Below are 14646 nucleotides of genomic sequence, written 5' to 3'. Positions count from 1 at the left end.
CCTTCTTGATTATCGGGACAAATGATCAGAACAGGCCTTCGATCTGGCCGGCCTCGTTGAGGAAGATCTTTTCCGAAGATGGCGCCTTGGGCAGGCCGGGCATGGTCATGACCTCGCCGCAGATGATGACGACGAAGCCCGCGCCCGCCGAAAGCCTGACCTCACGCACCGGCACGGTGTGGCCGGTCGGCGCGCCGCGCAGGTTCGGGTCGGTCGAGAAGGAATACTGGGTCTTGGCCATGCAGACCGGCAAATTGCCATAGCCTGCCTCTTCCCAGGCCTTGAGCTGATCGCGCACCGATTTGTCGGCGATGGCTTCCGAGCCGCGATAGATGCGCTGGACGATTGTGTTGATCTTCTCGAACAGCGGCATGGCGTCGGGATAGAGCGGCGCGAACTGCGAGGCGCCGGATTCGGCCAGCGCCACCACCTTGTTGGCGAGATCCTCGATGCCGGCGGAGCCCCTGGCCCAGTGCTTGCACAGGATCGCCTCTTCGCCCATCGAGGCGACATAGTCCTTCATCGCCTGGATCTCGGCATCGGTGTCGGAATAGAAGTGGTTGATGGCAACCACCGCCGGCACGCCGAACTGCCTGATGTTCTCGATGTGGCGGCCAAGGTTGGCGCAGCCCTTCTTCACCGCCTCGACGTTTTCCTTGCCGAGGTCTTCCTTCTTGACGCCGCCATTCATCTTCATGGCGCGCACGGTGGCGACGATGACGGCCGCCGCCGGCTTGAGACCCGCCTTACGGCACTTGATGTCAAAGAATTTCTCGGCACCCAGGTCGGCGCCGAAGCCGGCTTCGGTGACGACATAGTCGGCGAGCTTGAGCGCCGTCGTGGTGGCGACGACCGAGTTGCAGCCATGCGCGATGTTGGCGAACGGGCCGCCATGCACGAAGGCCGGGTTGTTCTCCAGCGTCTGCACGAGGTTGGGCTGCATGGCGTCCTTGAGCAGGACAGCCATGGCGCCGTCGGCCTTGAGGTCGCGGGCATAGACCGGCGACTTGTCGCGGCGGTAGGCGACGATGATGTCCCCGAGGCGCTTTTCCAGATCCTTCAGGTCGGTGGCAAGGCACAAGATGGCCATCACTTCCGAGGCGACGGTGATGTCGAAGCCGGCTTCGCGCGGAAAACCGTTGGCGACGCCGCCGAGCGAGCAGATGATCTCGCGCAGTGCCCGGTCGTTCATGTCCATGACGCGGCGCCACACCACGCGGCGGGTGTCGATGCCGAGCTCATTGCCCCAATAGATGTGGTTGTCGATCAGAGCCGACAGAAGATTGTGTGCCGTGGTGATGGCGTGGAAGTCGCCGGTGAAGTGGAGGTTCATGTCCTCCATCGGCACCACCTGCGCGTAACCGCCGCCGGCGGCACCGCCCTTGACGCCGAAATTCGGGCCGAGCGAAGCTTCGCGGATGCAGACGATCGCCTTCTTGCCGATGCGGTTCAGGCCATCGCCGAGGCCGACGGTGGTGGTGGTCTTGCCTTCGCCGGCCGGCGTCGGGTTGATGGCGGTGACGAGGATCAGCTTGCCGTCCTTGTTGCCCTTCACCGACTTGATGAATTCTGCTGAGATCTTGGCCTTGTCGTGGCCGTAGGGCAGCAGATGTTCGGTCGGGATGCCGATCTTCTTGCCGATCTCCTGGATCTGCTTTTTCCTGGCGCCACGCGCGATCTCGATGTCGGATTTCACTTCGGCCATGACGGCGTTCCTCTGGATTGGACGGTGGAGGGGACGGGGTTGATCTTACTCGCAAGAAGGCTGGAGCCGGACGCGCGGGGCATCTAACCCTGTCGCTGCGGCGGCGTCAACTTTCATGCAACTATGTTTCCTATAGAGAAAATTCCTCTGCGGCGGGCCGGCCTATTCCCGGTTCTTTATGGCTCCGCTTGCCGCGCCGTATAGAAGCCAGAGCAGGGGCGCTTCCGCCGTCTCAAAACAGCCGCACAATGCACGGAATGCGACAGACGCGACGGCGCAAATTCGCCATCGCTGGTGTTGCGGTGGGACAGCGCTACTGCGTCAGCACGTTGCTGATTTCGACCATGTTGGAGCGCACCCGAAGCACGTAGAAGCCCATCGTCGTCAGATGGGTCGGCAGCAGCCAGCCATCCTCGCGGCCGTTGGCGATGATGAAGGGCTGGATACGCAGGGCCGACACGAACTGCGCGTCCATCGTATCCCAAAGGCTCTGCAGGTGCTTTTCCTTGATGACGTTCTCGAAGTCAGCCTGGGCGCCTTTCATCAGGCCGTAATAGGCATAGAGCTGGCCATAGGCGAACCAGTAGCGGTCGTCGGCGCGGGTGTCGAACCAGCCATTGTTGTGGTTCTCGGCGCGCTCCTTGAGGATGGCGGAAGTCGAGCCGATGTCACTGGCGATGCGGTCGATATACTGCTTCAAATTGTCGGCGCGGGCATCGAAAGTGGCCTGGCAGGTGGCAAGCCGGGCATTGAACGAACGCAGCTTGCGCACCGCGTCGCGATAGTAGCTCGGCGTCGGCGTCTTCGGTCCAAACGGGCTCACGCCGAAGTACCAGGTATACTCGTCGAACTGCAGATTGCCGCGCGCGTCCTGCAGGTCGGCATCGATCTGCGAGGTCGTACGCACGCGGCCGAGATTGTCGGCAAGCTCGGTCGCGGTACGTCGCACCGCCTGGTTGATGCCGCGCTGGAAAGAGGCCTTGTTGTCCATCCACGGGGTGTTGTCCCAGTCAATGCCGAACAGGCCGAGCTTGTAGAGGATCATCGACGAGATCCAGGCGTTCTGGTTGACGTTGAAGTCGGTCAGGTCGGCCGCCACCTGGGCGATGCCGGAGTTGCCGCAGGTCTTGGCCGTGTCGGTGCCTGCGCCGGCGGCCACCTGCTCACCGGCGGAAACGTTGCGCTTCTCGAAAGTATAGGTGTCCGGGTAGTTCGGGTTGAAGTTGTTCCACCACTGGGTGGCGTAGAAGAAGTTTGCGTAAAGGCCGATCAGCACCAGCACGGCAAGGCCGACTATCGCCTTGAGGATCCAGCCGCGCTGCGTGTACCAGCGGCCGGCCCACATGAAGGGCCACAGGATCACGCCGATCAGAAGACCGATGCCGCGGCCGATCCACTGGAAAATCCGGGTGAAGAAATTCACGATCGGATCGAGCATGGCTGTGTCACCCCCCTCAACATGATGCCAAAAAGTTGCAGACCTTTTTGGATAACCTCATGCACCAAAACAACAAGTTAGAACGGAATGACGGTTTCATTTCGTTCTAGTCGGTCAGGCCGTAGAGGCGTGTGCGAAACGCCACCTTGTCCTTCAAATATGTGGTTTTCAGAACGTCCACAACATGCGATCGCCAGGCGTCGCTGAAGCCGTCATAGTCCTTGTAGAAGCCGTCCTTGTTGAAGATGTAGCGCGAGACGAAGTCCGACGGCACGAAATCCGAGATCAGCCGGTTGGTCAGCCAGGCGTCGGGATGGTCGGGCCTGGCGCGGACCACCAGGAAACGCTGCTGCGGGAAGACGTCCTCGACCTTGAGATGGCCGAGCTGGGCGATCTCGCGTTTGGCGGCGTTGAGGAAAGGAAAATTTCCGTCCGAGGTGATCAGGTCGGCATGGCTCTGGATCCATGTCTGCAGCCAGACCTTGTCGACGTCGGTCAAATTGCGGTCCGGCTCGGCGTCGCGGATCAGCGCGCGCACCACCATTTCGGCGCGGTGCTCGAGATAGCCCGAGGCCTCGATCCAGGAGGCGCGCGGCAGTTCGATGCGGCCGGTGGCGGCCAGGAATTTGAACACCTTGTCGGCGTCCTTGATCGAGAGATAGCTCACCTGCCAGGGCCGCGAGCGGCGAAAACCGGGGGCGGCCGGATCGCTGATCACCGTCGTCATGTCGGGATCGACAAAGACATAAAGCCCGCCGAAATGGCTGGTCCAGTAGGCATTGTGGCGGAAGATCACCTGGTCCGGCACCAGCGCGTTCTCGCGGATGTCGCCGCAGATCTTGGCGAACTCGACCATGCGGGTCAGCATGGCATCGTCGCGCCAGGCGTCGGGCTCCTGCTTCAGCCGGTCGACGAGCTTGCCGAGTTCGGCGGCCTTGCCCAGCACGTCTTCCGCCGACAGCACCTTGAATTCGACCTGGCTGATCGACAGCAGGTCCTCGATGTCGTTGACCTTGGGAACGGAATCCTCGATCTCGCCGTAGATGACGTCCTTGATGGTCAGCGCGTCGATGGCGCGCTGGTTCCTGGACATGAACTCGAACATCAGCTGCGAGGTGTTGGAGAAGGCGGTGTGCACCACCGGCAGGTCGATCTGCGACGGCGTCAGGATGATGAAGCGGCGGTTGACCTCGTTGGGATCGAGATAGTCGTAGTCGCCACACTCCTCGGCCACTTCGGGCGAAAAGCCGGTGCGGTCGATCTGGAAGCTCTTCAGCCTGGTGGGCTTGAGGCCGAAAGCAGCCAGCGCCTTGTTGTAACGCTGGATGAGATGCGCCTCGTCGACGGTGAGCAAACGGCCGTAGATGAGCTCGTTGTCGCGAAGGAGGTCGGGTTTGCGGGCGTGGGTCAATCTTCCTTCTCCCCGTTTACGGGGAGAAGGTGCCCGAAGGGCGGATGAGGGGCGCGGCTCTTCCTTCTCCCCTTGTGGGAGAAGGTGGATCGGCGCGCAGCGCCGAGACGGATGAGGGGTGCGCGAAGGATCGCCGTCCTTGCCAAGCTGGAGCACCCCTCATCCGTCGCCTTCGGCGACACCTTCTTCCATAAGGGGAGAAGGGAAGGCTGGCGCGCCTCACGCATTCCACAGACCCTTCTTCTTCATATCTTCCATCTCACGCGCAGCGCGTTCGCGCAGGCGGGCGTCGCGCAGCAGTTTTTCGACCGCGGCGTCGTCGGATTTGTCGGAATAGCGGAATTCGGAATCGGCGTAGCGGTTGATCTCCTGCATGACCATCTCCATCGAGAACGGGCCGCGCAGTTCCTCGATCATCGCCTTCTTGTCGTCGTAGCTCTTGTGCATGAAGGCTTCCGGCTTCTCGAACCAATCGTCTGGAAGCTCGATGTCCATGGCGCGCATCTTGATGGCGTCGGTGACGTTCTTGATGGCGCGGCCGGTGAAGCGCGGTTCGGCGTCCTTGATCAGGTGCAGGTAGGTGCCGATGTCGGCCATGGTCTTGGGCGCGCCGTTTTCCTTCATGTAGCGCTCATAGACCCGCATCAGCCCATCCTCCTGCGGCTTTTCATGCTCCTCATAGGCTTCGGTCACGGCGCGCTGGATCTCCTGCGCGGCGTAGAGCTCGTGCTTGCCCAAAGGGATCTCATGGTTCTTGCCGGCGAGCAGCACGAAAATGTCGATATAGTCGTCGCGGGTCTGCGGCCCGTCGACCAGCCAGCGGGCGCCGGCGCGCTGGCGCAGTGCGTCGTCGACGTTTTCGGGATAGTTGGAAAACATGCCGAACGAGCAATTGCCGCGCACCACGGTGGCGGCGCCGGCGAAGGCATCCATCAGCACGCCGGTGATCTCCTGCTGGCCGGCCGAGGCGCGGTCGTCGGAGCGTCTAGCGGCCACCTGGTCGATATCGTCGATGGTGCCGAAGCCGATGACGCGCGGGTTCAAGACATTGTTGATGAACTGGCGGCAGTTCTGGCCTGATTTGCCCTGGTAGGACGAGATCTGGTCGACGCCGAAATTCTCGTAGGCGAAGGGATAGCCGGCGACCTGGCAATAGCCGTTGACGAGGCCGGCGATCATCTGGATCAGCGTCGTCTTGCCGGTGCCGGGCGCGCCGTCGCCGATGAAGGTGAACAGGAAGCCGCCAAGCTCGACGAACGGGTTCAGCTCGCGCTCGAAGTCGTAAGCCATCAGCATCTTGGCCAGTTTGACCGACTGGTATTTGGCGATGTGGTTGCCGACGACCTCTTCCGGCGTCTTGAAAGTCATCACCAGCGGCTTGGAGCGCTTGCCCGGCGCGACATCGAAGCCGTCGAGGGTGAAGTCGTCGGCGTCGATGCGGATATGGGCGTTCTCGAACGGACCGATGCCGCCGAAGCGGCCTTTGCGCGCCAGAAGCCCGTCGATGGCGACGCGGGCGAAGGCGCGGGCACGGGTCATCAGGTCGGCATCGTCTGTCGAGCCCGATATAGCCTTGTCGAGACCGGCCAGGATCGATTTCACCGCGTCCTGCGGTGTGTCGAACAGGAAGTCCGGTTCGGGGATGTCGTTCGGCGCCTCGCCGTCACTGTCGATGAGCTGGAACAGGTAGGAGGCAAGGCTGAAGGCCGAGATATAGGCCGAGGCCGACAGCAGTTTCTTGAAGGTGGACGCCTCCTCGCCTTCGAGCGGGGCGCGGGAGTTCCTGGCCTGCAGGCTTTCGAGATCGGAGCCTTCGGCGAACACGTCCGAGACCGCCAGCGCGATCGCCGTGCCGCGCCGGGCGCGAAAGAGCAGCGTGTGCTGCGGGATGGTCAGCAACTGGTCGTCGGGATGGACGGCGCCGACGGTCTTCGACAGCTCGACCTCGCGGGTGCGGCGCACCGAACCGACCGAGACGGTGGAAACGAAGCGCCGGTTGGTGCCGGCAAGCGCGGTGCCGGATTCGCGCGAGGGATCTTCCAGCACGACGATGCGGGTGATGAAGCTTTGCGCGGTGGCGCGGTGCTTTTCGATAGCCGCTTCCGGGATGGTGGTCAGGCCGGTATCCATGATCAGCTCCTTATCGGGATTACTTTCCCGCCTTCCGCAGAACGATCCTGCGCCTGACGCGCTGCGTCCAGATAGATGTCCAAAGTCTGATCCAGCCTTTCGAAAAGCAGCTTGTCGAAAGCGACGTGCCCTCCGCCGCTCTGGTCGATCTCGAGCGCGGCAATGTAATCGGGGCGATCTTCGGGACGGATCGCTACCGGCGGGTATCCACCGCGCGCCAGCACCAGATTCATCAAAAGGCGTGCTGTACGTCCGTTGCCGTCATTGAACGGGTGAATGGCGACGAAACGCCGATGAGCCTCGAAGGCAGTACGTGGCGTGCTTGGCGCCGCGCTCAACCACCGGCAAAAAACTTCCATCAGCCCTGGAATCTCCACAGGGGCGGGAAAATTGAATACGCCGACATTCGTATTCACGTAACGGGCGCTGTCGGCGTATTGGCCAGCTATCTCCGGCTTGGAGTTCGCCACGACCAGATGATGAAGATTACGGATGTCCGCCTCCATGATCGGATGGTCGTCCTTTGAAGCGATTTCGAGTACCCAACTCAATGCGCGCGCGTGGTCGATTGCCTCGAGGTGGTCCTTGAGCGGCTTGCCACTGATCGTGATGCCTTTTTCCAGAACCAGGGCCGTCTCGCCCGCCGTCAGTGTGTTTCCCTCGATCGCGTTTGACGTGTACGTTATGTCGATACGCTGGCTGTGTTCCAAGCCTTCCAGGGCGCCGGGCCGAACTCTCCTCTTCAGCGCATCGAGCTGCCGCTTCTTGCTGGAGACACTAGCTGAGGCGGTCATTGCTGGCGCCTCAGTGCTGCGTGGCTTTCAATGACGCAAAGCAGGTTCCTAGACATCCGATATCACCTGCCCATTCGACAGGATGTGAACCTTGTAGCCGGCAAATATCTTTTGTGCTTCGCCCGCGGCGTAAAGCGCCTGGTAAGCCTCGTGCGGGATCAGCGCGTGGTTTTCGTAGCTCGATACGCCCTGGCGAGCGGCCTCGAGGTCATCGGTGTTGATGAAGAATTCCTGCGTCGTCTTCTCGCTTGAGAACAGGCCCTTGCGGCCCGGCTTCTCGCCCTTGGAATAGACTTCCTGGATGGTCCAGGTCAAAAGCCAGGCGTTTTCGGGCTTGCGCACCTTGGCCAGCACTTCCGTCACCGTCGAATTGTTGTCGGTGATGCCTGCCGAGTAGAAGGGACCGAGCACCACCCGCCTCAGCTGCTTGGGGTGCAGTGGCTCGAAGTCCTTGTCGAGGTTGACGGCGATGGTCGCCGGCGACAGCGTATAGGCCGAATTCTTCTCGGTGAAATCGTCGAAACGATGGGCAAGTTCGGGGTTGAGCAGGCCGTCGACCGGCAGCGGAATGTCGACCTTGTCGTTGAGCTTGCCGCTCCGGTCGACAAGCTGGCTGACCATGCTGTCCGATGAATCCTCCACCGTCACCATGTAGACCAAAGGCAGGTTGGCGCTGCCGTCGAAGGTGGCCCAGTGGACCAGATAATAGGGCCGCGCCGTCTTCGGATTGACCGACACCTTGGCCGTCTGCGCCAGCGTGAACGGACCGAAGGTCTGCTCGCTCTTGACGTCCTCGAGATAGAGCCGCTCGGCCATCGATTTCTGCAGCGCGTCGGGGAACTGCTTGTGGCGCAGGATGAAGTCGGCCATCTCTTCGCGCAGCTCGCCGGCCTGGGGAATGTTGGCCAGCCGGCCGTCGGCCTGGCGGCGGTCGTTTTCCAGTTCGAGCAGGTTCTGGAACACCGGGTAGCCGCTTTCGGCGCGCGAAATGCGGAACGTGTCCATGAAGCCCAGCCGGTTGCGCCAGCAGGAAAAGGACTTGTCGAGCCGGGCGATGTATTCGGCAACGATCCTGGCGACAATGCCATGCCGGTAAAGCGGCGAGCGGTCGTCGCGCATGAACACTTCAAGGCCGCCGAGCGCGGCCTTGATTGCCGAGAAATACCGCGCCGCCGCGTCGTTTTCGGGTGTCATGCTGTCAGCCCTGCGATTGTCGCACCGGTGCGCGCGGCAATTATGACTGCACGTAGTTGGCCGAATTGTGCTTCTTCAGCACCTCGTCAAAGCGGCGGGCGAAGGCATCGTCGGCCAGCTTCTTGCGGCGCTGGATGTCGGCGCTGGCCACCATGTTCTTCTCGTGCATCTCCAAGAGGTCGCCGATGTGCTTCTGCGAGGCTGCGCCGATGCCGGCCATGGTTTCCTCGGCCGTGTTGTCGACCTGGCTGCCCAGCGTGTTGATCTTGTGGGCGACGTCCTGCTGCGCGGCGGTCTTCAGTGAATCCTCCAGCGCCTTGTAGAGCACGATGCGCTGCTCGGTATCGATGGTCAGCTTGTTGATCAGCGTCGACTGCGCGGCGATCTGGTTGTTGAGCGAATCGACGAAGGTCTGGAACATCGAGGTGTAGCGCTCCAGCGTCTGGCTTTCGGCCAGCAGCTCCTGTTCCTTGGCCTGCTTTTCATTATATTCGGTGGCGAGCTTGGAACGCTCGCCCTCGAGCTGCGTGCGGTCTTTCTGGCTGGTCGAGGCGGCGATCTTGTTTTCGATGTCGAGCAGCATCGGATTGAGCTCCTCGATGCGCTTCTGCACGGCTTCGAGGTTCGTCATCGTGGTCTTGCGGCGCTCGATAACCTGCGACAGGCTGGCTTCGGAGGTCTTGTAGCGCTGGTCGAGAACTTCCTTCTGCGCCTTCAATATGCCGACGATAGTGTCTGACTTGGCCAGCAGTTCCTGCAGATTGCCGGCGAGCGACATGTTGCGCACGCGGTCGGTGCGCATGCGCTGCTTGCGCTGCGCCGAAAAGACGCCGACGAAGTTTTCCCAGCCGGTATAGTTCTTCATGCTCTCGAACTCGGCGCCGAAGACATTGGTGGCGTCCTCGAGGCCGATGATCAGGTCGGCGATGTTGCCTTCCATCACCTTCTGCTGCTTCAGCACGTCCTCGATGCGGGCGTTCTCGATGTCGAAATTGGCGTCGCCGATCTTCTTGTCGGCGGTTGCGAGCGTGTCGAGCACGGTGCCGGATTGCTCGATCTTGGTGCGCATATCCTGGACGACCTGCTTGGTCTTGGCAATTTCGGCATCGAAATTCTGCAATGTCGCCATAGGGGCCTCCCGCTTCGGCTTCCGCTCGCTGGTTGCGAACAGCGGCGAATATATGTGGGGTATCAGGGGATTGAAAGACGTGAAAACAGTGCGCTGCGCGAAACAAATATTCGGCCGAACCCTTGAAAGGCAATGGAGCCGTGGTCATGGCGTGATCAACTGGCCGGCCAAGCCTGGTTCAGCTGATTTTGAACTTTCATGTCGGCAAAGCAATCAGTCCACGCCGAAGCGGACGGCTCCGAAACTTGACAACAACTGACCCTTGCAGTCCCACAGGCCGGCGCAAGCCGGTCCGTCCCACTCCGGACGGCGTCTGCTCAGGGCTTGGGATCGGCCTTCAGATAGGCAATGACATTGGCGATGTCGTCGTCATTGCTCAGGCCGCTGAAGGCCATCCTGTTGCCGGGCACCTTCAGCTTGGGCGATTTGAGGTATTCGGCAAGATTTGCCTCGTCCCAGACGAGACCGGCAGCACCCGCGCTCTTCATTGCCTCCGAATAATGGCCGAGGAAGCTTTCGGCGGTTCCCGCCGTGCGGCCGACGACGCCCATGAGATGCGGGCCGACCTTGTCGCGGTCGGTGGCCGCCTCATGGCAGGTCATGCACCGGTTGAAAACATGTTTGCCCAGCACAGGATCGCCTCCGGCCTCGGCAACGGAGGTGGCCAGGAGAAGAAGGCTGGCGGACAAGACGGCTCGAAGCATGGCTGACCCCGGGGAGTTCTGGCTGAGGCGGGAAAATAGGGCGCCGACCTTAACAAAGGCAACATGGAATGGCGTGGCTGCAAGAGGTGGCAGCCGGCTACCGATGCCGGTGTCCAGCGGGCCCTCGTTTCAGCCGCTGACAAAGCCGATGAAGTCGTCGGGTGCCGCGCGGCCCATTTCCTCTTCCCAATGGCGGCGGCAGAGCGAGACATAGACATCCTTGCCGATCGCCACCTGTTCGCCCTGCCGGGCCACCTTGCCGTCGGGACCGAGGCGCACGACCATCGTGGCCTTGCGGCCGCAACGGCAGATGGTGCGCACCTCGCGCAGATCGTCGGCGATGGCCAGCAGCGCGCGCGAGCCGGGAAACAGCTTGCCCTGGAAATCGGTGCGCAGGCCGTAGCACATGACGGGGATGTTGAGCCGGTCGGCGATGCGGGCAAGCTGCCAGACCTGTTTTTCCTCCAGGAACTGCGCCTCATCGACGAAGATGCAATGCACCGCCGTGTGCTGGTGATGCTCGGCGACGCGGGCGAACAGGTCGTCGCCATCGCGAAACATCTCGGCTTCCGCCTCCAGCCCGATGCGCGACGAAATCAGGCCGGTGTCGCCCATGCGGTAGTGACCGGCGACGAACAGCATCGTCGTCATGCCGCGCTCGCGGTAATTGTAAGATGCCTGCAACAGCATGGTGGTCTTGCCGGCGTTCATCGTCGCATAGTGGAAGTAAAGCTTGGCCATGCCGCCCTTTTAAGCCGACTTGCCGCCGCGCGGGGAGGGTCGGCGCCGCATTCCCCTGAAAAAGCCGCCATTGCCGAGGCAGATTGCGCTTGGGCCTGGCACGGAAAGCGTCAGCGGTGTCGCTGATTGGCCAGCCAGCGCCGTTGATCGTGATTGTCTTAGTGCTTGAAACCACTCCAGAATGGTGTTTGGCTGACGAAACAAGGCGGGCACAAAAACCGTAACTTCGCTTCGCCAAAGAATCGAAATGGGAGAATACAGATGTCGCGTATGAATTCCTTCGTCGCCGGCCTAGGCTTGGCGGCTTTCCTGTCCACGGGTGCCGCCTTCGCCGGCGATCCGGCAAGCTGCAAGGCGGTTCGCCTCTCCGATGTCGGCTGGACCGACATCCAGGCCACCACCGGGCTGGCCTCCGTGCTGCTCACCGCGCTCGGCTACGAGCCGCAGGTGATCCAGCTCTCGGTTCCGGTGACCTATGCGTCGCTGAAGAACAAGGACCTCGATGTCTTCCTCGGCAACTGGATGCCGTCGATGACCAACGACATCAAGGATTACACGGCCGACGGTTCGGTCGAGACCGTCAGCCAAAACCTGGCCGGTGCCGGTTACGGCATCGTCGTGCCGACCTATGTCGCGGATGCCGGCGTCAAGTCGCTGACCGATCTCGGCAAGTTCAAGGACAAGTTCAACGGCAAGATCTACGGCATCGAGGCCGGCAATGACGGCAATCGCATCATCCTCGACATGATCAAGAACCCGAAGGACAATCTCGACGGGTTCGAACTGGTCGAATCCTCGGAGGCCGGCATGCTGACGCAGGCCGAGCAGTCGATGAAGAACAATGAGTGGATCGCCTTCCTCGGCTGGACGCCGCATCCTGTGATGGGCGCCATGAAGATCACCTATCTCGATGGCATGGGCGACAGCGGTTTTGGCGCGGCCACCGTCTCGACCAATGTGCGCAAGGGCTACATGACCGAGTGCCCGAATGTCGGCAAGTTCATCGCCAACCTGAAATTCAATCTTGATATGGAAGGCCAGATGATGGACGCGATCCTGAAGGGCAGCGATGCAAACACGGTGGCAACCGACTGGCTGAAGAAAAATCCGGATGCGGTCAAGCCCTGGATCGCCGGCGTGACCACCTTCGACGGCGGCGACGCGGCGGCGGCGGTCAAGACCGCGCTCGGGAGCTGAGCCGACTTTGATTTCGGCGTGACCGAAACAGAGGGCAGCCATTGTGGAAAGGCTGCCCTTTTTCGTATCCTGTGACAAGATGACGTTGCGACAATACGGGGCCGAAGGCAGAGCTCTGGCAAACGAGGGGTGAGATGGATCCGATTTCCAAATTCATGGTCGATCACAAGATCCCGATCGGCGCCTGGGGAAAGGCGTTCTTCGGCTTCCTCACCGACAATTTCGACACCGTGTTCAGGGCCTTCTCGAACGGCCTCAATTTCCTGCTCGACGGGCTGGTCAACATCCTGCTGATGGTACCGCCGGTGCTGCTCGCTTTGGTGATCGCCGTCATTGCCTGGCTGCTGCAGCGCTCGCGGCCGCTCGCCATCGCGGTTTTCCTCGGCCTGATCTTCATCATCAACCAGAACCTCTGGAAGCAGACGGTGCAGACGCTGGTGCTGGTGGTCGCGGCCGCCGCGGCGGCGATGGCCATCGGCGTGCCGCTCGGCATCTGGGCGGCGCACAAGCCGAAGGTCTATCGCATCATGCTGCCGGTGCTCGATCTGATGCAGACGCTGCCGACCTTCGTCTACCTGATCCCGGTGCTGACGCTGTTCGGCCTCGGCAACGCGCCCGGCCTTATCGTCACCATCATCTTCGTCATCCCGACCGCGGTCAGGCTCACCCATCTCGGCGTCGTCTCGGTGCCGAAATCGATCATCGAGGCCGGCGAGGCCTTCGGCGCCACCAAGAGCCAGCTGTTGTGGAAGGTGGAGCTGCCCTCGGCGCTGCCCACCATCATGGCGGGCCTGACACAGTCGATCATGCTGTCACTGTCGATGGTGGTGTTCGCCGCCCTGATCGGCGCCGGCGGGCTCGGCACGGAAATCAACCGGGCGCTCGGTTCGCGCCGCATCGACCTTGGCCTTGAGGCCGGTCTCGCCATCGTCGTGCTCGCCATCGTGCTCGACCGGATGACCCGCATTGGCGTTGGAGGCAAGAAATGACCGTCGCCGTCGATTTCAGGAATGTCGATATCGTCTTCGGCGCCGACCAGGCCGGCTCGCTGGCGATGATCGACAAGGGCGCTACCCGGGCCGAGATACTTGAGAAGACCGGCAATGTGCTCGGCTGCGCCGGAGCCAGCCTCACCGTGCATGAGGGGGAAATCTCGGTGCTGATGGGCCTGTCCGGTTCGGGCAAGTCGACGCTGCTTCGGGCGGTCAACCGGCTCAACGTGGTGTCGCGCGGCCAGGTGCTGGTCAAGGACGGCGACCGCACGGTCGATGTCGTCACTTGCGACGAGCCGACCTTGCGGCGGCTGCGGCAGAAGCAGGTGGCGATGGTTTTCCAGCAGTTCGGCTTGTTGCCGTGGCGCACGGTGGAGGAGAATGTCGGCCTCGGCCTCGAACTCGCCGGCGTGCCGGATGCCGAGCGCAAGGAGCGGGTGCACAGGCAGCTCAAGCTGGTCAACCTCGACCAATGGTCGAACAAATACGCGCATGAGCTCTCGGGCGGCATGCAGCAGCGCGTCGGCCTGGCGCGCGCCTTCGCCACCGAGGCGCCTATCCTGCTGATGGACGAGCCCTTCTCGGCCCTCGATCCGCTGATCCGCACCAAGCTGCAGGACGAACTTCTGCAGCTGCAGGCGGAGCTGAAGAAGACCATCATCTTCGTCAGCCACGACCTTGAGGAGGCACTGAAGATCGGCAGCCACATCACCATCATGGAGGGCGGCCGTATCGTCCAGACGGGCGCGCCGGAAGACATCGTGCTGCGCCCCGCCAACGATTATGTCCGCGACTTCATCGCCAATGTGAACCCGCTCTCGGTGCTCACCGCCTGGAACGTCATGCGCGACCGTCGCGACCTCGAGCATGGCGACAATGGCTGGGTGTGGCTCGACCGGCGCAAGACGACGCGTTTCAAGATCGACGAGCACGGGCTGGTGGCGGCGGCCGAGCGCGACGGCAAGCCGGCCGTATGGGTGTCCTGCGCCGATGTCGAGGGCCAGCCGGAGGAGCTGGCGCAGGTGTTCTGGGCCAATCCCGGCACCTCGCTGAAGACCGTGATGCTGGCCATGCACCGCTCGCAGACGGCACCCGTGGCGCTGTTCGACGATCAGTCCCGCTTCGTCGGCGCCATCGGCATTCGCGACGTGCTGAGCGCGGTGCTGCGGCGGTAGGCCGGCAACGTCAACCGAAGGCATTCGGGTCGCATC

Annotated in this window: 12 protein-coding genes; 3 read left to right on the top strand and 9 right to left on the bottom strand. The window is 62.1% G+C overall.

Annotated elements, in window-relative coordinates:
- Window positions 1-25: 25 nt before the first annotated feature.
- The 9 genes from O7A60_RS08575 to O7A60_RS08535 all read right to left on the bottom strand — a co-directional run bounded on the left by O7A60_RS08575 (window position 26) and on the right by O7A60_RS08535 (window position 11246).
- Window positions 26-1705, bottom strand: a complete 1680-nt coding sequence (locus O7A60_RS08575) for a formate--tetrahydrofolate ligase (RefSeq protein WP_140504860.1) — start codon at window positions 1703-1705, stop codon at window positions 26-28.
- A gap of 313 nt (window positions 1706-2018) precedes the next feature.
- Window positions 2019-3143: a DUF2333 family protein gene (locus O7A60_RS08570; protein WP_027143407.1), complete on the bottom strand. Its 1125-nt coding sequence runs from the start codon at window positions 3141-3143 to the stop codon at window positions 2019-2021.
- 106 nt (window positions 3144-3249) lie between these two features.
- Window positions 3250-4554, bottom strand: coding sequence for a DUF6638 family protein (locus tag O7A60_RS08565; protein WP_337105867.1), 1305 nt, complete (start codon window positions 4552-4554; stop codon window positions 3250-3252).
- Window positions 4555-4773: 219 nt separating this feature from the next.
- Window positions 4774-6684 (bottom strand): AAA family ATPase, encoded by a 1911-nt coding sequence (locus tag O7A60_RS08560; RefSeq protein ID WP_337105866.1) that lies wholly within the window; start codon window positions 6682-6684, stop codon window positions 4774-4776.
- A 2-nt stretch (window positions 6685-6686) separates the two neighbouring features.
- Window positions 6687-7478, bottom strand: coding sequence for a Fic family protein (locus O7A60_RS08555; protein ID WP_337105865.1), 792 nt, complete (start codon window positions 7476-7478; stop codon window positions 6687-6689).
- A 48-nt stretch (window positions 7479-7526) separates the two neighbouring features.
- Window positions 7527-8672, bottom strand: a complete 1146-nt coding sequence (locus tag O7A60_RS08550) for a hypothetical protein (protein WP_337105864.1) — start codon at window positions 8670-8672, stop codon at window positions 7527-7529.
- Between the two features lie 40 nt (window positions 8673-8712).
- Entirely contained in the window at window positions 8713-9801 is a 1089-nt protein-coding gene (locus O7A60_RS08545; protein ID WP_027143401.1) for a hypothetical protein, read from the bottom strand.
- Window positions 9802-10118: 317 nt separating this feature from the next.
- A complete protein-coding gene (locus tag O7A60_RS08540; RefSeq protein WP_337105863.1) occupies window positions 10119-10505 on the bottom strand; it encodes a c-type cytochrome in 387 nt (128 codons plus the stop codon).
- 129 nt (window positions 10506-10634) lie between these two features.
- Window positions 10635-11246 carry a thymidine kinase gene (locus O7A60_RS08535; RefSeq protein WP_337105862.1) on the bottom strand — a complete coding sequence of 204 codons (612 nt, stop codon included), beginning with the start codon at window positions 11244-11246 and terminating at the stop codon, window positions 10635-10637.
- 261 nt (window positions 11247-11507) lie between these two features.
- On the opposite strand from O7A60_RS08535, the gene O7A60_RS08530 reads away from it, so the two are divergent.
- The 3 genes from O7A60_RS08530 to choV all read left to right on the top strand — a co-directional run bounded on the left by O7A60_RS08530 (window position 11508) and on the right by choV (window position 14610).
- On the top strand, window positions 11508-12443 hold the full coding sequence (locus O7A60_RS08530) for a choline ABC transporter substrate-binding protein (protein ID WP_140504874.1): 936 nt from the start codon (window positions 11508-11510) through the stop codon (window positions 12441-12443).
- A gap of 134 nt (window positions 12444-12577) precedes the next feature.
- Window positions 12578-13432, top strand: a complete 855-nt coding sequence (choW, locus tag O7A60_RS08525) for a choline ABC transporter permease subunit (protein ID WP_337105861.1) — start codon at window positions 12578-12580, stop codon at window positions 13430-13432.
- Window positions 13429-14610, top strand: a complete 1182-nt coding sequence (choV, locus tag O7A60_RS08520; protein ID WP_027143396.1) for a choline ABC transporter ATP-binding protein — start codon at window positions 13429-13431, stop codon at window positions 14608-14610. The genes choW and choV overlap by 4 nt, the downstream gene beginning before the upstream one ends.
- Window positions 14611-14646 lie beyond the last annotated feature (36 nt).

The organism is Mesorhizobium salmacidum (SeqCode), assembly GCF_037179605.1.
GTDB lineage: Bacteria > Pseudomonadota > Alphaproteobacteria > Rhizobiales > Rhizobiaceae > Mesorhizobium > Mesorhizobium salmacidum.
Note: the sequence above shows the minus strand (reverse complement) of the source record. Positions and strands in the feature narration are given on the sequence as shown.

What these genes read in the sequence shown, in the direction of transcription:
- O7A60_RS08575 (WP_140504860.1), bottom strand. Translation starts at nt 1,705, where the DNA reads ATGGCCGAAGTGAAATCCGACATCGAGATCGCGCGTGGCGCCAGGAAA.
- O7A60_RS08570 (WP_027143407.1), bottom strand. Translation starts at nt 3,143, where the DNA reads ATGCTCGATCCGATCGTGAATTTCTTCACCCGGATTTTCCAGTGGATC.
- O7A60_RS08560 (WP_337105866.1), bottom strand. Translation starts at nt 6,684, where the DNA reads ATGGATACCGGCCTGACCACCATCCCGGAAGCGGCTATCGAAAAGCAC.
- O7A60_RS08555 (WP_337105865.1), bottom strand. Translation starts at nt 7,478, where the DNA reads ATGACCGCCTCAGCTAGTGTCTCCAGCAAGAAGCGGCAGCTCGATGCG.
- O7A60_RS08550 (WP_337105864.1), bottom strand. Translation starts at nt 8,672, where the DNA reads ATGACACCCGAAAACGACGCGGCGGCGCGGTATTTCTCGGCAATCAAG.
- O7A60_RS08545 (WP_027143401.1), bottom strand. Translation starts at nt 9,801, where the DNA reads ATGGCGACATTGCAGAATTTCGATGCCGAAATTGCCAAGACCAAGCAG.
- O7A60_RS08540 (WP_337105863.1), bottom strand. Translation starts at nt 10,505, where the DNA reads ATGCTTCGAGCCGTCTTGTCCGCCAGCCTTCTTCTCCTGGCCACCTCC.
- O7A60_RS08535 (WP_337105862.1), bottom strand. Translation starts at nt 11,246, where the DNA reads ATGGCCAAGCTTTACTTCCACTATGCGACGATGAACGCCGGCAAGACC.
- O7A60_RS08530 (WP_140504874.1), top strand. Translation starts at nt 11,508, where the DNA reads ATGTCGCGTATGAATTCCTTCGTCGCCGGCCTAGGCTTGGCGGCTTTC.
- choW (WP_337105861.1), top strand. Translation starts at nt 12,578, where the DNA reads ATGGATCCGATTTCCAAATTCATGGTCGATCACAAGATCCCGATCGGC.
- choV (WP_027143396.1), top strand. Translation starts at nt 13,429, where the DNA reads ATGACCGTCGCCGTCGATTTCAGGAATGTCGATATCGTCTTCGGCGCC.